The sequence below is a fragment of the Kitasatospora sp. NBC_01250 genome (assembly GCF_036226465.1).
Taxonomy (GTDB): domain Bacteria; phylum Actinomycetota; class Actinomycetes; order Streptomycetales; family Streptomycetaceae; genus Kitasatospora.
Map to the genome: position 1 here is coordinate 6,580,448 of NZ_CP108476.1, position 22,297 is coordinate 6,602,744.

Annotated in this window: 19 protein-coding genes; 17 read left to right on the forward strand and 2 right to left on the reverse strand. The window is 71.4% G+C overall.

Going from position 1 to position 22,297, the window contains the following annotated elements:
* Positions 1-3 precede the first annotated feature (3 nt).
* The 12 genes from OG500_RS27860 to OG500_RS27915 all read left to right on the forward strand — a co-directional run bounded on the left by OG500_RS27860 (position 4) and on the right by OG500_RS27915 (position 14,067).
* Positions 4-1,680, forward strand: coding sequence for a UDP-N-acetylmuramoyl-L-alanyl-D-glutamate--2,6-diaminopimelate ligase (locus OG500_RS27860; RefSeq protein WP_442907070.1), 1,677 nt, complete (start codon positions 4-6; stop codon positions 1,678-1,680).
* Positions 1,677-3,080, forward strand: coding sequence for a UDP-N-acetylmuramoyl-tripeptide--D-alanyl-D-alanine ligase (locus OG500_RS27865; RefSeq protein ID WP_327069595.1), 1,404 nt, complete (start codon positions 1,677-1,679; stop codon positions 3,078-3,080). Before OG500_RS27860 ends, OG500_RS27865 begins: the two co-directional genes overlap by 4 nt.
* On the forward strand, positions 3,077-4,138 hold the full coding sequence (mraY, locus tag OG500_RS27870; protein ID WP_327069596.1) for a phospho-N-acetylmuramoyl-pentapeptide-transferase: 1,062 nt from the start codon (positions 3,077-3,079) through the stop codon (positions 4,136-4,138). Before OG500_RS27865 ends, mraY begins: the two co-directional genes overlap by 4 nt.
* Entirely contained in the window at positions 4,123-5,589 is a 1,467-nt protein-coding gene (gene murD, locus OG500_RS27875; RefSeq protein WP_327069597.1) for a UDP-N-acetylmuramoyl-L-alanine--D-glutamate ligase, read from the forward strand. The genes mraY and murD overlap by 16 nt, the downstream gene beginning before the upstream one ends.
* A gap of 29 nt (positions 5,590-5,618) precedes the next feature.
* A complete protein-coding gene (ftsW, locus tag OG500_RS27880; RefSeq protein WP_442789242.1) occupies positions 5,619-7,025 on the forward strand; it encodes a putative lipid II flippase FtsW in 1,407 nt (468 codons plus the stop codon).
* A 6-nt stretch (positions 7,026-7,031) separates the two neighbouring features.
* The gene (murG, locus tag OG500_RS27885; protein ID WP_184934951.1) at positions 7,032-8,138 is read left to right on the forward strand and encodes an undecaprenyldiphospho-muramoylpentapeptide beta-N-acetylglucosaminyltransferase; all 1,107 of its coding nucleotides are present in this window, start codon (positions 7,032-7,034) and stop codon (positions 8,136-8,138) included.
* Positions 8,131-8,916, forward strand: coding sequence for a cell division protein FtsQ/DivIB (locus OG500_RS27890; RefSeq protein ID WP_327069598.1), 786 nt, complete (start codon positions 8,131-8,133; stop codon positions 8,914-8,916). Before murG ends, OG500_RS27890 begins: the two co-directional genes overlap by 8 nt.
* Before the next feature lie 481 nt (positions 8,917-9,397).
* The gene (ftsZ, locus tag OG500_RS27895; protein ID WP_327069599.1) at positions 9,398-10,615 is read left to right on the forward strand and encodes a cell division protein FtsZ; all 1,218 of its coding nucleotides are present in this window, start codon (positions 9,398-9,400) and stop codon (positions 10,613-10,615) included.
* 73 nt (positions 10,616-10,688) lie between these two features.
* A complete protein-coding gene (locus OG500_RS27900; RefSeq protein ID WP_327069600.1) occupies positions 10,689-11,453 on the forward strand; it encodes a YggS family pyridoxal phosphate-dependent enzyme in 765 nt (254 codons plus the stop codon).
* Between the two features lie 255 nt (positions 11,454-11,708).
* Positions 11,709-12,311 (forward strand): cell division protein SepF, encoded by a 603-nt coding sequence (locus tag OG500_RS27905; protein WP_327069601.1) that lies wholly within the window; start codon positions 11,709-11,711, stop codon positions 12,309-12,311.
* Between the two features lie 96 nt (positions 12,312-12,407).
* Positions 12,408-12,698, forward strand: a complete 291-nt coding sequence (locus tag OG500_RS27910) for a YggT family protein (protein WP_110665401.1) — start codon at positions 12,408-12,410, stop codon at positions 12,696-12,698.
* 49 nt (positions 12,699-12,747) lie between these two features.
* Positions 12,748-14,067, forward strand: coding sequence for a DivIVA domain-containing protein (locus tag OG500_RS27915; RefSeq protein WP_327069602.1), 1,320 nt, complete (start codon positions 12,748-12,750; stop codon positions 14,065-14,067).
* Between the two features lie 176 nt (positions 14,068-14,243).
* On the opposite strand, the gene ileS is transcribed toward OG500_RS27915, so the two are convergent.
* On the reverse strand, positions 14,244-17,372 hold the full coding sequence (gene ileS / locus OG500_RS27920) for an isoleucine--tRNA ligase (RefSeq protein ID WP_329584116.1): 3,129 nt from the start codon (positions 17,370-17,372) through the stop codon (positions 14,244-14,246).
* 600 nt (positions 17,373-17,972) lie between these two features.
* On the opposite strand from ileS, the gene OG500_RS27925 reads away from it, so the two are divergent.
* From OG500_RS27925 to OG500_RS27945, 5 genes are all read left to right on the forward strand, one after another.
* Positions 17,973-18,497, forward strand: a complete 525-nt coding sequence (locus OG500_RS27925) for a TraR/DksA family transcriptional regulator (RefSeq protein ID WP_327069604.1) — start codon at positions 17,973-17,975, stop codon at positions 18,495-18,497.
* A gap of 52 nt (positions 18,498-18,549) precedes the next feature.
* Positions 18,550-19,233 (forward strand): signal peptidase II, encoded by a 684-nt coding sequence (gene lspA, locus OG500_RS27930; protein WP_327069605.1) that lies wholly within the window; start codon positions 18,550-18,552, stop codon positions 19,231-19,233.
* A gap of 66 nt (positions 19,234-19,299) precedes the next feature.
* Positions 19,300-20,238, forward strand: coding sequence for an RluA family pseudouridine synthase (locus tag OG500_RS27935; RefSeq protein ID WP_327069606.1), 939 nt, complete (start codon positions 19,300-19,302; stop codon positions 20,236-20,238).
* Complete coding sequence (locus tag OG500_RS27940) at positions 20,228-20,710, forward strand: GNAT family N-acetyltransferase (RefSeq protein WP_329584119.1); 483 nt, start codon at positions 20,228-20,230, stop codon at positions 20,708-20,710. The genes OG500_RS27935 and OG500_RS27940 overlap by 11 nt, the downstream gene beginning before the upstream one ends.
* A gap of 54 nt (positions 20,711-20,764) precedes the next feature.
* The gene (locus tag OG500_RS27945) at positions 20,765-21,268 is read left to right on the forward strand and encodes an LURP-one-related/scramblase family protein (RefSeq protein WP_327069608.1); all 504 of its coding nucleotides are present in this window, start codon (positions 20,765-20,767) and stop codon (positions 21,266-21,268) included.
* A 2-nt stretch (positions 21,269-21,270) separates the two neighbouring features.
* Here the strand turns inward: OG500_RS27945 and OG500_RS27950 are convergent, their stop codons facing one another.
* Entirely contained in the window at positions 21,271-22,272 is a 1,002-nt protein-coding gene (locus tag OG500_RS27950; protein WP_329584122.1) for a mechanosensitive ion channel family protein, read from the reverse strand.
* Positions 22,273-22,297 lie beyond the last annotated feature (25 nt).

The following is a 22,297-nucleotide window of genomic DNA, read 5'->3' on the forward strand; positions in this document are numbered from 1 at the left end:
AACATGGCCACACCTGTGAACCACCTCACATCCACCGGTCCCGCCCAAGGGGCTGACCGAGGCTCACTTGGCTTCCGGAGCCCTGGGGCCGATAGCCTGCCCGCCGTGCCGAAATCAGACCAAACCCGTGTGAGCCCACCCCGCCCGAGTGCGGCGGTGCCCGTCCCGCTCGCCGAGATCGCCGAACTGCTGGGCGTCGCGGCGGTCGAGGGCGAGCCGGCCACCGGCATCACCCACGACTCGCGCGCGGTGCGACCGGGCGACCTCTACGTGGCCTTCGCCGGGGCCAACCACCACGGTGCAGCCTTCGCTGCCCAGGCCGCGCAGGCCGGAGCCGTCGCGGTCCTCACCGACCCGGCGGGCGCCGAGCAGGCGGCGAGCGCCCTGACGGGCGGGCTGTCCGTGCCGGTCCTGGTGGTGGCCAGCCCGCGCGCGTTCATGGGCACGCTGGCCGCCCGGATCTACGGCGACCCCTCGCAGGCGCTGCTGACCATCGGTATCACCGGCACCAACGGCAAGACCACCACCTCGTACCTGATCGAGGGCGGCCTCAAGGGCGCCGCCCGCACCCCCGGGGTGATCGGCACGGTGGAGATGCGGGTCGGAGCCGAGCGGATCAAGAGCGAGCGCACCACCCCCGAGGCCACCGACCTGCACGCGATCCTCGCCGTGATGCGCGAGCGCGGGGCCGACGCGGTGGTGATGGAGGTCTCCAGCCACGCGCTGGTCTTCGGCCGGGCCGACGGCGTCAGCTACGACGTGGCCGTCTTCAACAACCTGACCCCCGAGCACCTCGACTTCCACCCGGACATGGAGGACTACTACCGGGCCAAGGCACGGCTCTTCGAGGCCGGCCGCAGCCGGGCCGGGGTGGTCAACCTGGACGACGCCTACGGCCGCCGGCTGGCCGCCGAGGCCGCCATCCCGGTCAGCACCTTCTCCGCCACCGGTGCCGCCGAGGCCGACTGGCGCGCGGTGGACGTGCAGCTGGGCCCGACCGGCTCGACCTTCCGGGTGCTGGGCCCCGGCGGCCAGGCGGCCGACGCCGCGGTGCCGCTGCCCGGGCCCTTCAACGTCGCCAACGCGCTGGCCGCGATCGCCGCGCTGGCCACCGCCGGGCTGCCGCTGGCCGACGCGGTGGCCGGGGTGGCCGCCGTGCCGGGCGTGCCGGGCCGCCTGGAGCGGGTGGACGCCGGGCAGGACTTCGTCGCCGTGGTCGACTACGCGCACAAGCCGGACGCGCTCAACGCGGTGCTGGCCTCGCTGCGCGAGGTCACCAAGGGCCGGCTGCACGTGGTGGTGGGCTGCGGCGGCGACCGCGACCCCTTCAAGCGCGCCCCGATGGGCAGCAGCGCCGCCCTGCTGGCCGACACCGCCGTGCTGACCAGTGACAACCCGCGCTCCGAGGACGCGCTGGCGATCCTGGCCAGCATGCTGGGCGGCGCGCTGGAGGTCCCCGAGGCCGAGCGCGGCGAGGTCCTGGTGGTGCCGGACCGGGCGGCGGCGATCGCCGCCGCGGTGGCCCGCGCGCACGCCGGGGACACCGTCCTGGTGGCCGGCAAGGGCCACGAGCTCGGCCAGTACGTCAAGGGCGAGGTCCGCCCGTTCGACGACCGGGAGGTGCTGCGCGAGGCCATTGTCCGCAGCCACCCCCAGTCCCGAGGAGTGGAGCAGCCGTGATCGCACTGACCCTGGCCGAGGTGGCCGCCGTGACCGGCGGCGAACTGGTCGACGGGGCCGACCCGCAGGCGCTGGTGACCGGCCCGCTGGCGGTCGACTCCCGCAAGGCGGCGCCCGGCGGCCTCTTCGCCGCCTTCCGCGGCGAGCGGGTGGACGGACACGACTACGCCGACCGGGCCGTCGCGGCCGGCGCGGTGGCGGTGCTCGCCGAGCGTGCGCTGGGCGTGCCCGCGGTGGTCGTCGCCGATGTGCAGGTGGCCATGGGCCGGCTCGCCCAGGCGGTGACCGACCGGGCCGGCGCCACGGTGGTGGCACTGACCGGCTCGGCCGGCAAGACCAGCACCAAGGACCTGATCGCCCAACTGCTGACCAGGATCGGCCCGACCGTCTTCACCGAGGGCTCGCTCAACAACGAGCTCGGCTTCCCGATGACCGCGACCCGGGTCGAGACCGACACCCGGCACCTGGTGCTGGAGATGGGGGCCCGGCACAAGGGCGACATCGCCTACCTGTGCTCGCTGGCCCGCCCCTCGATCGGCCTGGTCCTCAACGTCGGCAGCGCCCACCTGGGGGAGTTCGGCTCCAAGGAGGGCATCGCCGAGGCCAAGGGCGAGCTGGTCGAGGCGCTGGCCGAGGACGGCGTCGCGGTGCTGAACGCGGACGACCCGCTGGTGCGCGCGATGGCCTCGCGCACCCGGGCCAGGGTGGTCACCTTCGGCGAGACCCCGGGCGCCGACGTCCGGGCACAGAACGTTCGCCTGGACGCCACCGGTCGGCCATCGTTCACGCTGAGCACCCTGGCCGGTTCCGCACCCGTACAACTGCGCCTGTACGGTGAGCACCACGTCTCGAACGCCCTCGCCGCCGCCGCGGTGGCGATGGAGCTCGGACTGTCCGTCGACGACACCGCCGCCGCCCTGGGCGAGGCGGGTGCGCTGTCCCGCTGGCGCATGGAGGTCGTCGACCGGGCCGATGGGGTCACCGTCGTGAACGACGCGTACAACGCGAACCCGGAGTCGATGCGGGCCGCGCTGCGCACGCTCGCCACGATGGGGGGCCGCGGCCCGGAGCGCCGCCGCACCTGGGCGGTGCTCGGAGAGATGCGGGAGCTCGGCGAGGAGAGCCTCGACGAGCACGACGCCATCGGGCGGCTCGCGGTCCGACTCGACGTCACCAAGCTGGTGGCGGTGGGCGGACGGGAGGCGGCCTGCATGGAACTGGGCGCGAGGAACGAAGGTTCGTGGGGTGAGGAGTCGGTGCTGGTGTCCGACGCGGACGCGGCGGTCGAGCTGCTGCGCGGTCAGCTGCGGCCAGGGGACGTGGTGCTGGTGAAGGCCAGCCGGTCGGTCGGCCTGGAGCGGGTCGCCCAGGCGCTGTTGGCGGACGGTGCCGCTCAGTGAAGCAGATTCTCTACTCCGGACTGATCGGCCTGGTGCTGTCGCTGTTCGGCACCCCGGCACTGATCCGGCTGCTGGCCCGGCACGGTTACGGCCAGATGATCCGCGACGACGGCCCCAAGGCCCACCACAGCAAGCGCGGTACGCCGACCATGGGCGGCATCGCGTTCATCCTGGCCACCCTGATCGCCTACGCGCTGACCAAGGTGATCACCGGTGACCAGCCGCGGGCCTCGGGCCTGCTGGTGCTGTTCCTGATGTCGGGTCTGGGCCTGGTCGGGTTCCTGGACGACTACATCAAGGTGGTCAAGCAGCGCTCGCTGGGCCTGCGGGCCAAGGCGAAGCTGCTCGGGCAGTCCTTCGTGGGTCTGGCCTTCGCGATCCTGTCGCTGCAGTTCCACGACCCGCGCGGGCTGACCCCGGCCTCCACCAGCCTCTCCTTCATCCAGGACTTCAGCTGGTCGATCGGCCCCGTGCTGTTCGTCATGTGGGCGTACTTCATGATCGCCGGCATGTCGAACGGCGTGAACCTGACGGACGGTCTGGACGGCCTGGCCACCGGCGCCTCCGTGATGGTCTTCGGTGCCTACGTCTTCATCGGCGTCTGGCAGTACGGCCAGTCCTGCGACCGGTTCGTGACCGCGACCGCCAACTGCTTCGAGGTCCGCGACCCGCTGGACCTGGCGGTGGTGGCCTCGGCGCTGATGGGCTCCTGCTTCGGCTTCCTGTGGTGGAACACCTCACCGGCCAAGATCTTCATGGGCGACACCGGCTCGCTGGCCCTCGGTGGCGCACTGGCCGGTCTGGCGATCTGCTCGCGCACCGAGCTGCTGCTGCCGCTGCTCGGCGGCCTCTTCGTGATCATCACCCTGTCGGTGATCATCCAGGTCGGCTCGTTCCGGCTGACCGGCAAGCGCGTCTTCAAAATGGCACCACTACAGCACCACTTCGAGCTCAAGGGCTGGAGCGAAGTGCTGATCGTGGTCCGGTTCTGGATCATCCAGGGCCTCTGTGTGGCGGTGGGCCTCGGCATCTTCTACGCGGGATGGGTGAGCAGTTGAGCACGACCCCGAACTGGCCGGGGCTGCCGGTCGTGGTGGCGGGCCTGGGCGTCTCCGGCATCAGCGCGGCCCGGGTGCTGCGCGACCTGGGCGCCGAGGTCACCGTGGTGGACGGCGGCGACAGCCCCGCGCTGCGCGCCCGCGCCGCCGAACTGGACGGGATCGGGGTGCGGTTCGGCGACGGCGACACGCTGCCCGAGGGCACCGAACTGATCGTCACCTCGCCCGGCTGGCCGCCGAGCAGCCCGCTGTTCGCGGCCGCCGAGGCGGCCGGCGTGCCGGTCTGGGGCGATGTCGAGCTGGCCTGGCGGCTGCGCAGGCCGCTGCCCGCCACCGGCGAGCCGGCCCCCTGGCTGGCCGTCACCGGCACCAACGGCAAGACCACCACGGTCCAGATGCTGGCCTCGATCCTGACCGCGGCCGGCCGGCGCACCGCCGCCGTCGGCAACGTCGGGGTCTCGGTGCTGGACGCCGTCCTCGCGGGCTTCGACGCCGCCGCCGGGAGCGAGCAGCAGCCGTACGACGTGCTCGCCGTCGAGCTGTCCAGCTACCAGCTGCACTGGGCGCCCTCGCTGCGCCCGCACTCGGCGGCCGTGCTCAACCTGGCCCCCGACCACCTGGACTGGCACGGCTCGATGGCGGCCTACGGCGCCGACAAGGGCCGGATCTACCAGGGCAACCAGGTCGCCTGCGTGTACAACCTGGCCGACCCCGCCACCGAGGAACTGGTCCGCGAGGCCGACGTCGAGGAGGGCTGCCGGGCCATCGGCTTCGGCCTCGGCGCCCCCGGGCTCTCCCAGTTCGGCGTGGTGGACGGCCTGCTGGTGGACCGGGCCTTCGTCCCGGACCGGGCCAAGAACGCGGCCGAGATCGGCTCGGTCGACGACGTCGAGCCGCCGGCCCCGCACAACATCGCCAACGCCCTGGCCGCCGCCGCGCTGGCCCGCGCCTACGGCGTGGAGGCCAAGGCGGTGCGCGAGGGGCTGCGGGCCTTCCGGCCGGACGCGCACCGGATCGCCTTCGTCGCCGAGGTCGGCGGGGTGCGCTGGATCGACGACTCCAAGGCCACCAACACCCATGCCGCCGCCGCCTCGCTGGCGGCCTATGAGCCGATCGTGTGGATCGCCGGCGGCCTGGCCAAGGGCGCGACCTTCGACGAGCTGGTCAAGGGCGCGGCCACCCGGCTGCGCGCCGCGGTGCTGATCGGCGAGGACCGCGCGCTGATCCGCGCGGCGCTGGCGCGACACGCCCCGGATGTACCAGTGATCGAGGCGGCCGAAGGCCAGACTGGCGCGGTGGCGATGGCGGAGGTGGTCCGCACCGCCCAGGGCCTCGCCCGATCGGGCGATACCGTGCTCCTCGCCCCGGCCTGCGCCTCGATGGACATGTTCACCCACTACGGCGAGCGGGGCGACCTGTTCGCCGAGGCGGTGCGGGGGCTGACGGACTGACGACGGGAACCGGGAGAGGGGCAGGCGCCGTGGCGGGTCAGGGCAAGGCGGCCACCCGGCCGGAGCGCGGCGGGGCCGCGGCGCCGGAGCGTGCCGCCGCCTCCCCGCCCGGCGGCGGCCCCGGCCCGTCGCTGATCTCGGCGACCAGCACGATCTTCAAGACCGAGGGTCTGACCGGACGCCTGCGTGCGCTGCGCGACCGGCTGCGCTGGACCCTGGGCCGTCCGCTGACGCCCTACTACCTGATCCTCGGCGCGGCCTCGCTGCTGCTGGTGCTCGGCCTGGTGATGGTCTTCTCGTCCTCCAACATCACGGCCATCCACCAGGGCCTGCCCGGGCTCTTCTACTTCCGCAAGCAGCTGGTTGCGGTGGTGCTCGGATCGGTGCTGCTGGTGGCCGCCGCCAAGGTGCCGGTCGCCGTGCACCGGGTGCTGGCCTACCCGGTGCTGCTCGGCTCGATCGGCGCCATGGTGCTGGTGGCCATCCCCGGCATCGGGATGAAGGTCAACGGCAACCGGAACTGGCTCAATTTCGGCTTCTTCCAGGTCCAGCCCTCGGAGTTCGCCAAGCTCGCGCTGCTGCTCTGGGGGGCCGACCTGCTGGCCCGCAAGCAGAAGGCCGGCACCCTCACCCAGTGGAAGCACCTGCTGGTCCCGCTGGTGCCGGGCGCCCTGGTGCTGCTGATGCTGATCATGCTCGGCGGCGACATGGGCACCTCGATGATCCTGGTGGCGATGGTCTTCGCGCTGCTGTGGATGGTCGGCGCTCCGCTGCGGCTCTTCGTCGCGACCCTCGGGGTCGCCGTGGTGGCCTGCACCGCGCTGATCATCACCGTGCCGCACCGGCTGGACCGGCTGGCCTGCATCGGCACCACCAAGCCGTCGGTCGACCACGACTGTTTCCAGGCGCTGCACGGCCTGTACGCCTTCGGACTGGGCGGTACCTTCGGCACCGGCCTCGGGGCCGGCTACGAGAAGTGGGGCCAGCTCCCGGAGGCGCACACCGACTTCATCTTCGCCGCGACCGGTGAGGAACTCGGTCTCGTGGGGACGCTGTCGGTGATCGGTCTCTTCGCGGCACTAGGGTATGCGGGTATCCGAGTGGCCATCGGCACGAAGGACCCCTTCGTCAGGTACGCCGCGGGAGCCGCCACCACGTGGATCATGGCCCAGGCCATGATCAACCTGGGGTCGGCGCTGGGACTGCTGCCCATCGCGGGCGTGCCCCTCCCGCTGTTCTCCTACGGCGGGTCCGCCATGCTGTCGGCCATGTGCGCCCTGGGGATGCTGCTCTGCTTCGCACGCAGCGTCCCGGGGGCGAAGGCGGCACTGGCCGCCCGGAGCTCGAAGTCCCGGTTCAGGACAGGTCTGCGCCGGGTGCTGCCACGACGAACCACAGCGCGCCCGGCCGCCCGGCCGCCGCGCAGGGAGCGGTGATTTTCGGTGCATGTCGTACTCGCCGGCGGGGGTACCGCAGGACACATCGAGCCGGCCATGGCGCTCGCGGACGCGCTGCGCAGGCACGACCCGAGCATCGGCATCACCGCGCTCGGTACCGAGCGCGGCCTGGAGACCCGCCTGGTGCCCGAGCGCGGCTACCAGCTGGAGCTGATCCCGGCCGTCCCGCTGCCGCGCAAGCCCACCCCCGAGCTGATCACCGTGCCGGGCCGGCTGCGGGGCACCGTCCGGGCCGCCCAGGAGATCATCGAGCGGGTCAAGGCGGACGCCGTGGTCGGCTTCGGCGGCTATGTCGCGATGCCCGCCTACCTGGCGGCCAAGCGGGCCGGGGTGCCGATCGTGGTGCACGAGGCCAACGCCCGACCGGGCCTGGCCAACAAGATCGGTGCCCGGTACAGCGACTTCGTCGCGGTCTCCACCCCGGACAGCAAGCTGCGCGACTCGCGCTACATCGGCATCCCGCTGCGCCGCACCATCGCGACCCTGGACCGCAACGCGGTGCGCCCCGAGGCCCGGCACTACTTCGGCCTCGACCAGCGGCTGCCCACCCTGCTGGTCTCCGGCGGCTCGCAGGGCGCGCGTCGGCTGAACGAGACCATCCAGGCGATCGCGCCGCGCCTGCAGCAGTACGGCGTCCAGGTGCTGCACGCGGTGGGCCCGAAGAACGAGCTGCCGCGGATCGACGACATCCCCGGCATGCCGCCCTACCGCGCGGTGCCGTACCTGGACCGGATGGACCTCGCCTATGCTGCCGCCGACCTGATGCTCTGCCGGGCCGGCGCGATGACGGTGGCCGAGCTCGCCGCCGTCGGCCTGCCGGCCTGCTTCGTGCCGCTGCCGATCGGCAACGGCGAGCAGCGGTTGAACGCCCAGCCGATGGTCAAGGCTGGCGGCGGCCTGCTGGTGGACGACGCCGAGCTGACCCCGGACTGGGTGCTGAGCAATGTCCTGCCGGTGCTCACCGACCCGCAGCGGCTGTGGGACATGAGCCGGGCAGCCGCCGAGTTCGGCCGCCGGGACGCCGACGACCTGCTGGTCGGGATGGTGTACGAGGCGATCGACGCGGCCCGGGGTGGCCGGCGTCGTGGCTGACCGGCTCACCGCCGCGCCGAGCGACGAGGAGTTGGCCGCGGAGGACGAGGAGGACGAGCCCCCCGCGCTGCGGCTGTCGCGGCGCGGGGTCCTGGTGCTCGGTGGGCTCGGGGCTGCGGTCCTGGGCCTGCTGGCCTGGCTGGTCTTCTTCTCCTCGGTGCTGGACGTCCAGTCGGTGGCGATCCAGGGGCTGCGCAACGACCAGCTGACGGTCGACGAGGTCCGGGCCGCCATAGGGCCGGTCCAGCACGGCCCGCTGGCCCGCGTCGACCTGGACGCGGTGCAGCGCCGGGTCCAGGCGATCCCGCGGGTCGCCAGGGCGGAGGTCTGGCGGGGCTGGCCGCACACCCTGCGGGTGAAGGTGATCGAGCGTCAACCTGTTGCGGCTGTCAAGACTTCTGATGGAAAGTTCACTCAGATGGATGCATCTGGGGTGAGTTTCGCCACCGAACCAACGCCGCCGCCCGGTGTTCCGGTGGTCGAACTCCAGCTCAGCCAGCCGGCCCAGGACGCCGCCGCGGTCTTTCCGGCCAGCCGGCTGGTCCAGGGCGCGGTCAGGGTGGCCACCGCGCTGCCGCCCGACGTGGCCAAGCAGAGCCCGGCACTACTGGTTCGTTCGTATGACGACATCGAGTTGCGACTGCCCGGGGGTGCCACCGTGCGGTGGGGGAGCCCTGACCGGGGGCAGCGCAAGGCGACGGTGCTGCTCGCCCTGCTGAAGCAGAAGGCCGCGACCTACGACGTCAGCGCCCCGGACGCCCCGGCGATCTCGGGCTGAACGGAAATCCGGTAGGTTCTGTACTCCTCGGGGTTGTCGGGATCTTGACCGGTCGATTCGTCACTATTGACGATCCATCGGTGATTCCCCGACCCTGGGTGATCGACCCCGGTGCTGACTGCCGGGTGATGATCACATAGGCTCAAAAGAAAAAAGGGAAGCTCGGCGTGTTCGTTGAACACGGGCCCGCCCGGCACTTAGTGTCCTGTGTCACCAGGCTGTTCACTACGGTGATCTGACGCAGTGGCGATCTGACGGAGCGCTGATCTGCGGTCGGGGATCTGATGCGTCTTCAGGATCTGACGCAGGCACAGCATGAACCCTCAACGTCAAGTTTAGGGTTCGGGTCGGCGGTCCGCATTTTCGGACAATCAGTCAGGAATCGGGCTCCCCCACCCATCGACATCCGTCGGCATCGTGGTTCGTGCAACTGTCACGACCCAGGAGCCGACCCGGACATCCGAGGCGAGAGGCCTTCGACGTGGCAGCACCGCAGAACTACCTCGCAGTCATCAAGGTCGTCGGTATCGGCGGCGGCGGTGTCAACGCCATCAACCGGATGATCGAGGTCGGTCTCAAGGGCGTCGAGTTCATCGCGATCAACACCGATGCACAGGCCCTCCTGATGAGCGACGCCGACGTCAAGCTCGACGTGGGCCGCGAGCTCACCCGGGGTCTGGGCGCCGGCGCCAACCCCGAGGTCGGCCGCAAGGCCGCCGAGGACCACCGCGAGGAGATCGAGGAGGTCCTCAAGGGGGCCGACATGGTCTTCGTCACGGCCGGCGAGGGCGGCGGCACCGGCACCGGCGGCGCGCCCGTGGTGGCCAACATCGCCCGCTCGCTGGGCGCGCTGACCATCGGCGTGGTCACCCGGCCGTTCACCTTCGAGGGCCGGCGTCGCGCCAACCAGGCCGAGGACGGCATCGCCGGGCTGCGCGAGGAGGTCGACACCCTCATCGTGATCCCCAACGACCGGCTGCTGTCGATCTCCGACCGCCAGGTCAGCGTGCTGGACGCGTTCCGCTCGGCCGACCAGGTGCTGCTCTCCGGCGTGCAGGGCATCACCGACCTGATCACCACCCCGGGCCTGATCAACCTCGACTTCGCCGACGTCAAGTCGGTCATGTCGGACGCCGGTTCGGCGCTGATGGGGATCGGCTCGGCGCGCGGCGAGGACCGGGCCAAGGCGGCGGCCGTGATGGCCATCTCCTCCCCGCTGCTCGAGGCCTCGATCGACGGTGCCCGCGGTGTGCTGCTCTCCATCTCCGGCGGCTCCGACCTCGGTCTCTTCGAGATCAACGAGTCGGCCCAGCTGGTCAGCGAGGCGGCGCACCCCGAGGCGAACATCATCTTCGGTGCCGTGATCGACGACGCGCTCGGCGACGAGGTGCGGGTCACCGTGATCGCGGCCGGGTTCGACGGCGGCCAGCCGCCGGCCATCGTGCGCGACCCGGTGGTGAAGGCGACTCCGCCCGCCCCGACCGAGCGTCCGATGAGCGCGGCCGGCCGGCCGTACGGCAGCGGGGGGCTGGGTTCGGTGACGGGCCGTTCGTCGGACGAGGGCGCCAACGGCTCGACCGCCGCCTCGAAGACCGAGACCACGGTGGCCCCGCCGGTGCCGCCGCAGGTCCAGCCGGTCCGCTCGCCCTATGTGGAGAGCCCGGCCGAGGAGCTGGACGTTCCGGACTTCCTGAAGTAATTCGTGCAGGGCTCGATGCCCACCCCGGCCGGACGGCTGGGGTGGGCATCGTCGCGTGTGATAGGCAGTGAATATGACGAACCAGCAGTCCGCCGAGTTCCCGGCGCCCGACCGCCTCGAGCAGCTCAGGAGCGGTCTTGCGGCCGTGGAGCGCCGGATCGAGGCCGCCTGTGCGGCAGCCGGACGAGCGCGCTCCGAGGTCTCCCTGATCGTGGTCACCAAGACCTACCCGGCTTCGGACACCCGGCTGCTGGCTTCGCTCGGTGTCCGCGAGGTGGCCGAGAACCGCGACCAGGACGCCGCCCCCAAGGCGGCCGAGTGTGCCGATCTCGCGCTGACCTGGCACTTCGTCGGACAGTTGCAGACGAACAAGGTGCGCTCGGTGGTGCGCTACGCACACCATGTTCACTCGGTCGACCGGGAGCGGCTGGTCACGGCACTGGCTGACGCGGTGTCGAAGGCCGAACGGCCCCCGCTGGGCTGCCTGGTGCAGGTGGCGCTGGAGAAGGAGAAGGCCGGCGCCGGCGAGTCGGGTGAGGGCCGGGCCGGGGTCGCCGCCGAGGACGTGCTGGCCCTGGCGGACCGCATCGCCGACACGCCCGGGCTGCGCCTTGACGGTGTGATGACGGTCGCTCCGCTGACGGGAACTCTGGCCGGCGACCCGGCCGCGGCGTTCGCGAAGTTGGCGGAAATCTCAACCGCCGTACGCGCGGCCCATCCTGCTGCCACGATGGTCTCGGCAGGGATGAGCGGTGACCTTGAGCAGGCGATCGCGGCCGGAGCGACACATGTACGCGTCGGTACGGCGGTGCTCGGTGCGCGGTCACGGCTCGGGTAACGTCACCGGGTAGTAGATCAGACTGCAGGACAAATCAGGACAAAGCACCGATTCGTCCTGAGGATGCCAATCAATCGTGGATCGTATGTCCGCGGCCACGCACACACCCTGACAGATCATCGGCTCTCCGTAGCCGTGGCCTGACAGATCGTGAGCGGACCGCGGGCCCGGGAAACCCACCGTACTTCACGGTGACGGATTTCGCGGGCCTGGCCGGTGACGAAGCCGATCCACCACAGAGCGGAGGACAGGAGCATGGCCGGCGCAATGCGCAAGATGGCGGTCTACCTCGGCCTCGTGGAGGACGAGACGTACGACGGTCAGGGTTACGACCCGGACGACGACTACGACACGGACCCCGAGCCCATCCGGACCGGGCGGACCGAGGACATCCCGCGGCCCGCCTCCGCCCCACCGGCGCAAGTCGCCTCGATCGCGCCCCAGCCGGTGCCGGCCGCGGTGCCGATCCGGCAGGAGCCGCCGCGGATGGCACCCGTGTCGTCCATCACACCCGAACGTCGTCAGAATCTGGAGAAGAGTGCGCCGGTGATCATGCCCAAGGTCGTGAACGAGCGGGAGCCGTACCGCATCACCACGCTGCACCCGAGGACCTACAACGAGGCCCGTACCATCGGGGAACAGTTCCGTGGCGGCACCCCGGTGATCATGAATCTGACCGAGATGGACGACACCGACGCGAAGCGCCTCGTAGACTTCGCCGCTGGACTCGTCTTCGGTCTGCACGGCAGTATCGAGCGCGTGACGCAGAAGGTGTTCCTGCTGTCTCCTGCTAACGTCGATGTCACGGCGGAGGACAAGGCACGAATCGCCGAGGGTGGGTTCTTCAACCAGAGCTGACCCGGCCACGACGTCATGTGTGGACCTGATGGACAGTGAGTGACCTAGCAGTTTCGTGAACAGGCAGAGTCGGAAGAACTGGGAGAGGGATACCCGATGGGGATCGTGGGGGCGGTGCTCTACTACGCACTGACCGTCTTCCTGGTGATTCTGCTCTTCCGCCTGGTCATGGACTGGGTCTTCCAGTTCGCCCGCTCGTGGCGTCCGGGCAAGGCCATGGTGGTGGTCCTGGAGGCCACGTACACTGTCACGGATCCGCCACTCAAGCTTCTTCGGCGGTTCATTCCGCCGTTGCGTCTCGGGGGCGTGGCGCTCGACCTGTCCTTCTTCGTACTGATGATCATTGTGTATGTCCTGATCTCGCTCGTGCAGCGTCTGCCGTGGTGAGCGATGCGGCAGGATGCCAGTGTGCCGACGATCACGTTGAGGTGAAGAGATGCCGTTGACCCCCGAGGACGTTCGGAACAAGCAGTTCACGACCGTCCGGCTGCGCGAAGGCTACGACGAGGACGAGGTCGATGCCTTCCTCGACGAGGTCGAGGCCGAGCTGACCCGCCTGCTGCGCGAGAACGAGGACCTGCGGGCCAAGTTGGCCGCGGCGACCCGGGCCGCCGCGCAGAACCAGGCGAACATGCGCAAGGAGCAGCCGCAGGACGCTCCGCGTCAGGGCGGTCCGGTGCCCGCCGCCATATCCGGCCCGCCGGTCCCCGGCCAGCAGGGTCCCGGCCAGCAGCAGCCGCCGCAGCAGCAGATGGGCCAGCAGCCGCTGGGTCTGCCGTCCGGCGCCCCGCAGCTGCCGCCCGGCCAGGGCGCCCCGATGCAGCAGCAGGTCCCCGGCCAGCAGCAGATGCAGCCGCAGCAGATGCAGCCCCAGCAGCAGATGGGCCAGCAGCCGATGGGCACCATGGGCGGCCAGCAGCAGCTGGTGCAGCCGATGGGCGGTCAGATGCTGCAGCCGATGGGCGGCCAGATGCAGCAGCAGATGGGCCAGCAGCCGATGGGCACCATGGGCGGCCAGCAGCAGCTCGCCCCGATGGGCGGCCCGCTCGGCCAGCAGCTCGGCGGTCCGCTCGGCGCGCCGATGCAGCAGCAGGGCCCCGGCGGCGACAGCGCGGCCCGCGTGCTCGCGCTCGCCCAGCAGACCGCCGACCAGGCGATCTCCGAGGCCCGGTCCGAGGCCAACAAGATTGTCGGTGAGGCTCGCAGCCGCGCCGAGGGTCTGGAGCGCGACGCCCGTGCCAAGGCCGACGCGCTGGAGCGGGACGCGCAGGAGAAGCACCGCGTCGCGATGGGCTCGCTGGAGTCGGCGCGCGCCACGCTGGAGCGCAAGGTCGAGGACCTGCGTGCCTTCGAGCGCGAGTACCGCACCCGCCTGAAGTCCTACCTGGAGACCCAGCTGCGCCAGCTGGAGTCGCAGGCCGACGACTCGCTCGCCCCGCCGCGGATCCCGGCCACCGCTTCGCTGCCGCCGGCCGCGTCGTCGATGGCCTCCGCGGGCGCCCCCTCCTTCGGTGGCGGCCAGCCCTCCTTCGGCGGCAACCCGTCGTTCGGTGGCAACCAGTCCTTCGGCGGCGGCTCCGGTGCCCCGTCGTTCGGTGGTCAGCCCTCGGCCAACGGTGCCCCGCAGATGGCTCCGGCCGGCATGACCCAGCCGATGGCCGCGGTCCGTCCGCAGCCGCCGCAGCCCATGCAGCCGATGCAGCAGGCCCCCGCTCCGATGCGTGGCTTCCTGATCGACGAGGACGGCGACAACTAGGTCGGTTCGTACCGAGGCGCGTGCCCCGGGCTCCTGCGCTGAGCCCGGTGCACGCGCCTCGGCCGTTTCCTCCTGACCGGTGTGCGAAGGCGCCCGACCACCGAAGTGGCCGGGCGCCTTCGCGCGTGCGTACGGGGGCTCACCCGCCGGGCGGGTGAGCCCCCGATCCGCTCCCGCTACGCCTTGCGCAGCTGGAAGGTCAGGCCGAGGCCCTCGTCGGTGAAGTCCGGCGACTGCCAGTCGGCCTCGCCGGCGGCGAAGTCGGTGGCCAGCACTTCCTCGGCGACCAGGGCGCCGTGCTCGGTGACGGCCGCCACCGTCTCGGCGTCGGCCGACTGCCAGCGCAGCACGATCCGGTCGGCGACGTCCAGACCGGAGTTCTTGCGGGCCTCCTGGATCTGGCGGATGGCGTCGCGGGCGATGCCCAGGCGCTTGAGTTCGGGGCTGATCGCCAGGTCGAGGGCGACGGTGGCGCCGGACTCGTTGGCGACGGCCCAGCCCTCGCGCGGGGTCTCGGTGATGATCACCTCATCGGGCGAGAGGCTGATCGGCTCGCCGTCCAGCAGCACCGAGGTGGTGCCGGAAGCGCGCAGCTCGGCGGCGAGCGTGGCGGCGTCGGCGGCGGCGACCGCCTTGGCCACCTCCTGGACGCCCTTGCCGAAGCGCTTGCCCAGCGCGCGGAAGTTCGCCTTCGCGGTGGTGTCGACCAGCGAACCGCCGACGGCCGCGAGCGACTCCAGGGTGGCGACGTTGAGCTCCTCGGCGATCTGCGCGCGCAGATCGCCGGGCAGCTCCTCCCAGCCCTGGGCCGCGATCAGTGCGCGGGACAGCGGCTGACGGGTCTTCACGCCGGACTCCGCGCGGGTGGCGCGGCCCAGCTCGACCAGTCGGCGCACCAGCGCCATGTGCCGGGACAGGTCGGGGTCGATCAGCGACTCGTCGGCCACCGGCCAGCTGCTCAGGTGCACCGAGGCCGGGGCCTCGGGGGCGACCGGGACCACCAGGTCCTGCCAGACCCGCTCGGTGATGAACGGGGTGAGCGGCGCCATCAGCCGGGTCACCGTCTCCAGTGCCTCGTGCAGGGTGGCGAGCGCGGCGGCGTCGCCCTGCCAGAAGCGGCGGCGGCCACGGCGCACGTACCAGTTGGACAGGTCGTCGACGAAGCCGGAGAGCAGCTTGCCGGCCCGCTGGGTGTCGTAGGCCTCCAGCGCCGCGTCGGTCTCGCGGACCAGGGTGTTCAGCTCGGAGAGCACCCAGCGGTCCAGCTGCGGGCGGTCCGCCGGGGCGGGGTCGCTCGCGCTGGGCGCCCAGTTCGCGGTGCGCGCGTACAGGGCCTGGAAGGCGACGGTGTTCCAGTAGGTGAGCAGCGTCTTGCGCACCACCTCCTGGATGGTGCCGTGGCCGACCCGGCGGGCCGACCAGGGCGAACCGCCGGCCGCCATGAACCAGCGCACCGCGTCGGCGCCGTGCTGGTCCATCAGCGGGATCGGCTGCAGGATGTTGCCCAGGTGCTTGGACATCTTGCGGCCGTCCTCGGCCAGGATGTGGCCCAGGCACACCACGTTCTCGTAGGCCGACTTGTCGAAGACCAGGGTGCCGACGGCCATCAGCGTGTAGAACCAGCCGCGGGTCTGGTCGATCGCCTCGGAGATGAACTGCGCCGGGTAGCGGCTCTCGAACAGTTCCTTGTTCTGGTAGGGGTAGCCGTACTGCGCGAACGGCATCGACCCCGAGTCGTACCAGGCGTCGATCACCTCGGGCACCCGGGTGGCTGCTCCGCCGCAGTCGCGGCAGGCGAAGGTGACCGCGTCGATGAACGGGCGGTGCGGGTCGAGCCCGCTCTGGTCGGTGCCGGTCAGCTCGGTGAGCTCCGCCAGCGACCCGACGCAGGTCAGGTGGCCCTCCTCGCAGCGCCAGATCGGCAGCGGGGTGCCCCAGTAGCGGTTGCGGGACAGCGCCCAGTCGATGTTGTTGTTCAGCCAGTCGCCGAAGCGGCCGTGCTTGACCGTCTCCGGGAACCAGTTGGTGGCCTCGTTCTCGCGGATCATCGCGTCCTTGACGGCGGTGGTCCGGATGTACCAGGACGGCTGCGCGTAGTAGAGCAGCGCGGTGTGGCAGCGCCAGCAGTGCGGGTAGCTGTGCTCGTAGGGCAGGTGGCGGAAGAGCAGGCCGCGCTCCTTGAGGTCGGCGACCAGCGCCTCGTCCGCCTTCTTGAAGAAGACGCCGCCGACCAGCGGGACCTCCGGGGCGAAGGTGCCGTCGGTCTCCACCGGGTTGACCACCGGCAGGCCGTACTTGCGGCAGGTCGCCAGGTCGTCCGCGCCGAAGGCGGGGGACTGGTGGACGATGCCGGTGCCGTCCTCGGTGGTCACGTAGTCGGCGTTCAGGACGTAGTGCGCGTCCGGGATCTCGACCAGGTCGAACGGGCGCCGGTAGGCCCAGCGCTCCATCTCGGCGCCGGTGAACGACTCCCCGGTGACCTCCCAGCCCTCGCCGAGCGCCTTGGCGACCAGCGGCTCGGCCACCACCAGCTGCTCGGTGCCGTCGGTGGCCACCACGTAGGTGACCTCCGGGTGCACCGCGGCGGCGGTGTTGGAGACCAGCGTCCACGGGGTGGTGGTCCACACCAGCAGCGCGGCCCGGCCGGCCAGCGGGCCGCTGGTCAGCGGGAAGCGGACGAAGACCGAGGGGTCGACCACGGTCTCGTAGCCCTGGGCCAGCTCGTGGTCCGACAGGCCGGTGCCGCAGCGCGGGCACCAGGGGGCGACGCGGTGGTCCTGGACCAGCCGGCCCTTGTCGAAGATCTGCTTGAGCGACCACCAGACCGACTGGACGTAGGAGGGGTCCATCGTCCGGTAGGCCTCGTCGAGGTCGACCCAGTAGCCCATCCGCTCGGTGAGCTTGGTGAACTCGTCGGTGTGCCGGGTGACCGACTCGCGGCACTTGGCGTTGAACTCGGCGATGCCGTACCGCTCGATGTCCGGCTTGCCGGAGAAGCCCAGCTCCTTCTCGACGGCCAGCTCCACCGGCAGGCCGTGGCAGTCCCAGCCGGCCTTGCGGGCCACGTGGTAGCCCTTCATGGTCCGGTAGCGCGGGAAGACGTCCTTGAAGACGCGGGCCTCGATGTGGTGCGCGCCCGGCATGCCGTTGGCGGTCGGCGGGCCCTCGTAGAAGACCCACTCGGGACGGCCCTCGGACTGCTCCAGGCTGCGCTGGAAGATCTTCTGGTCGCGCCAGAAGCTCAGGATGCCGTGCTCGAGGACGGGCAGGTCGACCTGGGCGGGGACGGGGTTGTACGTACTCACTGCGCCTCCGGCGGATGCGTGGACGGGCATTCCGACGGAGGGACGAGGCCAAAAGCGCCCCGCGGTACCACCCTCCTTGGCCGTCGGACACTCTCGACGGCCCACTCCTTGGGCTTGCGGCCGGGTCTAGTGGGCCCCACGGGTGGGGCCGTTCTTCCGGCGGCTCCGGGGTGATCTTCCCGTCGCGCACACCCCCGGGCTCACACCGTCCCCGGGTCGCTCATGGCTGCGTACGTCGGTACTCGTCCCATCTGCGCCTTGCCGGCCCAGTCTATAGGGCGAGGGCAAGGCAGTTTCGCCAGCGCGCGGGGAAACGGTTAGCCGGTGACGATCTGGGCACAACTTTGTCAATGCCCAGGCACGGCGTCCATCGGGCTTCGGGCCCGGCGGCTGCCCGAGTGGGATCGATTCGCGGCATCGGTATGTCCCGTTGTGACCGGATTCGATCAGGATTATCGTTCCGGCACCAGAGGCCGACGGGAACCGTCGGCCGGAGTCATTCGTAGATGGGGTCGAGCCATGGCTGAGAAGGCAACGGGCGCGGGCACCGCCACCAGGCGGACTCGGAAGGCCGTGGCAGGCGACCAAGGGGAGGGTTCCGTGACCACGACACGGCGGAAGACCAGCACCACCACCGGGCGCGGCGCGGCCACCAGCCGTAACCACACCCCCGTCGCCAGCGGAGCCCGGGCCACGGTCCCGGCGCCGGCCGGAGCCGAGTCCGTCGACCCGGCCGAGCTGCCGGTCCGCCCGGGTGAGGACCCGTGGACGGCGGCCGAGGTCGCCGAGGTGCACGCCGAGCTGAACGGCGAGCTGGCACGGCTGCGCGACGAGATCGAGAGCGCCGAGGCGGCGATCACCGGCCTGATGCGCGACTCCAACGACGGAGCGGGCGACGACCAGGTGGACGCCGGCACCAAGAACATCAACCGGGAGAGCGAACTCGCGCTGGCCAACAACGCCCGCGACATGCTCGACCAGACCGAGCGCGCGCTGACCCGGCTGGAGGGCGTGGGTTTCGGCGACTGCGAGTCCTGCGGCCAGGCGGTGGGCAAGGCGCGGCTGCAGGCCTTCCCGCGGGCGACCCTCTGCGTGGCCTGCAAGGCGAAGCAGGAGCGGCGCTGACGGTCCGTCGCCGGGGTCGACCGGGACGGGGTCGAGCGGTCGCGCGCACCGCGTGGCGTACGCTCGACCCCGTAACGTCGGCCCCTTTTTCTCGGTAGCGGAGCGGATCATCACTACCCCAGGTTCCCCCCAGACCCAGGACGAGCCCACCGAGCCGGCCGACACCGCCGAAGCGTCGACCGGCACGCCGGACGGCCCGGCCGGTGCGAGCCCGCTGGCCGAGGCGCGCGCCGCGGTGCGCCGCCGCCGGCTCGTCCTGCTCTTCTCGGTGGCGCTGCTGGCCTACCTGATCGACCTGAGCAGCAAGCTGCTGGTGGTGGCCAAGCTGGAGGGCCACGATCCGATCCAGGTGATCGGTGACGTGGTGACCTTCCAGGTGATCCGCAACGCCGGTGCCGCGTTCGGGATGGGCCAGACCATGACGGTGGTCTTCACGCTGATCGCCGCGGCCGTGATCGTGGTGATCTGGCGGATCTCGCGCCGGCTGTACAGCCTGCCCTGGGCGATCGCGCTGGGCCTGCTGCTCGGCGGGGCGCTGGGCAACCTGACCGACCGGCTCTTCCGTGCCCCGGGGGTGCTGCGCGGCCACGTGGTCGACTTCATCTCGGTGCAGCACTTCGCGGTCTTCAACCTGGCCGACTCCGCCATCGTCTGCGGCGGGATCCTGGTGGTGCTGCTCTCCTTCCGCGGCAGCAACCCGGACGGTTCGAACCACAACACCGCCAAGGGGGAGTGACCCCGCGGCGGTGAGGGCCGCCGCGGGCAGCGGGAGCGGGCGGCCGGTTGCGGCATACTCGTACGGGTGAGCACCGCAGCGCAGATCCGCACGCTTCCCGTACCCGACGGCCTTGAGGGCGAGCGTCTCGACGCCGCCCTCGCCCGCATGTTCGGCCTCTCGCGGACCAAGGCCGCCGAGCTGGCCGCCGAGGGCAAGGTCCGGATCGACGGTGCCACGGCCGGCAAGTCCGACCGGGTGATGGCCGGCAGCTGGCTGGAGGTCGAGATCCCGGCGCCCGCCGCCCCGGTGCAGGTCGTCGCCCAGCACGTCGAAGGCATGCGGATCGTCCATGACGACCAGGACATCGTGCTGGTCGACAAGCCGGTCGGGGTCGCCGCGCACCCGAGCCCGGGCTGGACCGGCCCGACCGTGATCGGCCACCTGGCCGCCGCCGGCTACCGGATCTCCACCTCGGGGGCCGCCGAGCGCCAGGGCGTCGTGCACCGCCTGGACGTCGGCACCTCGGGGCTGATGGTGGTCGCCAAGTCGGAGCGCGCCTACACCGATCTCAAGCGCCAGTTCCACGACCGGATCACCTCGAAGACCTACCACACCCTGGTCCAGGGCCACCCCGATCCGCTCAGCGGCACCGTCGACGCTCCGATCGGGCGCCACCCCAGCTCGGACTGGAAGTGGGCGGTGACCCGCGAGGGCAAGCCCTCGATCACCCACTACGACCTGATCGAGGCCTACCGGGCCGCCTCCCTGCTGACGGTCAAGCTGGAGACCGGCCGCACCCACCAGATCCGGGTGCACATGTCGGCGCTGCGCCACCCGTGCGTGGGCGACCTGACCTACGGTGCCGACCCCTCGCTCGCCAAGCGCCTGGGGCTGACCCGCCAGTGGCTGCACGCCGTCGCGCTCGGCTTCGAGCACCCGGCCGACGGCGAGTGGGTGCAGTTCGAGAGCGAGTACCCCGAGGACCTGCGCAAGGCGCTGGAGATCATCGCCGATGAGAGCTGAGCCGGTGGGGGACGGGACGGTGGACATCCGGGTGGTCGGCAGTGAGCGGGAGTTCGAGCTCGCCAAGGCCGTGCGGCACGAGGTCTTCGTGGTCGAGCAGGGCATCGCGCCCGAGCTGGAGTACGACGAGCTGGACGCCGGCTCGACCCACCTGCTCGCGCTCGACCCGACCGGCGCGCCGGTCGGCACCGCGCGGCTGATCAGCGGCGAGCCGGCCATGGAGCTGACCGGCGTCGCGGGCCGGGTGCTGCTCGGCCGCCTCGCGGTCAGCGCGCGGGCGCGCGGGACTGGCCTGGGGTCGGCGCTGGTCGGCGCGGTCGAGCGGGCCGGGATCGAGCTGGGCGCCACCGAGTGCGAGCTGCACGCCCAGGTCCAGGCGCTCGGCTTCTACCAGCGCCTGGGCTACACCGCCGAGGGGCCGGTCTACGACGACGCGGGGATACCGCACCGCACCATGGTCAAGGCCTTCTGACCTTTCTCGCACTACGCTCTGGGGCGGCACACCACTCAGCTGCGGGGGGACCCCATGCGCTACCTGATCCGTGACCGGATGTTCGCCTTCCACGAGGAGGCCTGGATCGAGACCGAGCACCGCGAGAAGCTCTACCGGGTCAACAAGAAGCTCTTGCGGCTGCGCAGCACCTTCCACTTCGTGGACACCCAGGGCGCGGTGGTGGCCACCATCGTGCGCAAGGCCCTGACCTGGCACCACACCATCCTGATCAAGCACGAGGGTGAGGTGGTGGCCAAGATCAGCAAGCGGTTCCTCAAGCTGTTCGGCGACCGCTTCAAGGTCCGGCTGCGGGACGGGCGGCAGTTGAAGATAGTGGGCAACGTCTGGGACCGGGAGTTCGACATCCGGCACGAGGGCACCACACTGGCGCACATCTCCCGGCGCTGGTTCAGCATCCGCGACGCCTACGCCGTGGACGTGCTGAGCCAGCAGGACGCCGTGCTGCTGATCGTCCTGGCAGTCTGCGTGGACCACACCCTGCAGGACCTCAAGGGCGAGAAGCTCACGAACCTCTGAGGTCAGTCGGTGCGCACCCGGGGCAGTGCCCGCGGATGTTCGTCGCGCAGGAAGCCGAGCAGGTCCTCGCGGACCTCGCAGCGCAGCAGGAAGGTGTCCTCCGGGGTGCGGGCGGTCATGGTGGCCCGCACCACGATGGTGCTCGGGGTGGTGTCGACGACCCGCAGCGCCCACTCGGCGCCGTCCCACAGCGGCGAGCGGGCCAGCGTCTCGCGCAGTCGCTCGCGCAGCGCCGGGACCGGGGTGGTGTGGTCCAGGTGCAGCAGGACCACCGCGAGCAGGCCGGGGTCCTTGCGGGTCCAGTTCTCGAACGGCTTGCTGACGAAGTAGGAGACCGGCAGGATCAGCCGCCGGTAGTCCCAGAGCCGCACCACCAGGTAGGTGAGGGTGATCTCCTCCACCGTGCCCTGCTGGCTCTCCACCACCACGGTGTCGCCGATCCGGACGGTGTCGCCGAAGGCGATCTGCAGGCCGGCGAAGAAGTTGCCCAGGGTGTTCTGCGCCGCGATGCCCGCCACCACGCCGATGATGCCGGCCGAGGCGAGCAGGCTGGCGCCGATGGTGCGCATCTCGGCGAAGGTCAGCAGCATCACGGCCGCGGTGACGGTCACGATCACCGCGCTGACCGCCCGGCGCAGCATGTTGAGCTGGGTGCGCACCCGCGGCAGCCGGGACGGATCGCCGGCCGCCGACTCGTAGCGGATCTGCACCGCGGCCAGCACCGCCGCCATGACCCGGGTGGTCAGCCAGCCCAGCGCGGCGAGCAGCACGAGCAGCAGCGCGTGGCGAACCCCCTGGTCGGCCAGCTGGGCGACGGGGCGGGCGGCCAGCAGCAGGGCGGGGGCCACCACCAGTTGCAGCGGGATCCGGCAGCGCCGCAGCAGGGACCAGAGGGGGTGCCCGGGGTGCCGGGCGCTGACCCGCTGCAGCGCCTGGTCGACCAGCCAGCCGGCCACCAGGGTGACGGCGACGGTGGCGAGCAGGGTGAGCAGGGGCTGCAGCACGGCACACACGATACGCGGACAAGTC

What these genes read in the sequence shown, in the direction of transcription:
- OG500_RS27860 (WP_442907070.1), top strand. Translation starts at nt 4, where the DNA reads ATGGCCACACCTGTGAACCACCTCACATCCACCGGTCCCGCCCAAGGG.
- murD (WP_327069597.1), top strand. Translation starts at nt 4,123, where the DNA reads ATGGGTGAGCAGTTGAGCACGACCCCGAACTGGCCGGGGCTGCCGGTC.
- OG500_RS27900 (WP_327069600.1), top strand. Translation starts at nt 10,689, where the DNA reads ATGACGAACCAGCAGTCCGCCGAGTTCCCGGCGCCCGACCGCCTCGAG.
- OG500_RS27905 (WP_327069601.1), top strand. Translation starts at nt 11,709, where the DNA reads ATGGCCGGCGCAATGCGCAAGATGGCGGTCTACCTCGGCCTCGTGGAG.
- OG500_RS27910 (WP_110665401.1), top strand. Translation starts at nt 12,408, where the DNA reads ATGGGGATCGTGGGGGCGGTGCTCTACTACGCACTGACCGTCTTCCTG.
- OG500_RS27915 (WP_327069602.1), top strand. Translation starts at nt 12,748, where the DNA reads ATGCCGTTGACCCCCGAGGACGTTCGGAACAAGCAGTTCACGACCGTC.
- OG500_RS27940 (WP_329584119.1), top strand. Translation starts at nt 20,228, where the DNA reads ATGAGAGCTGAGCCGGTGGGGGACGGGACGGTGGACATCCGGGTGGTC.
- OG500_RS27945 (WP_327069608.1), top strand. Translation starts at nt 20,765, where the DNA reads ATGCGCTACCTGATCCGTGACCGGATGTTCGCCTTCCACGAGGAGGCC.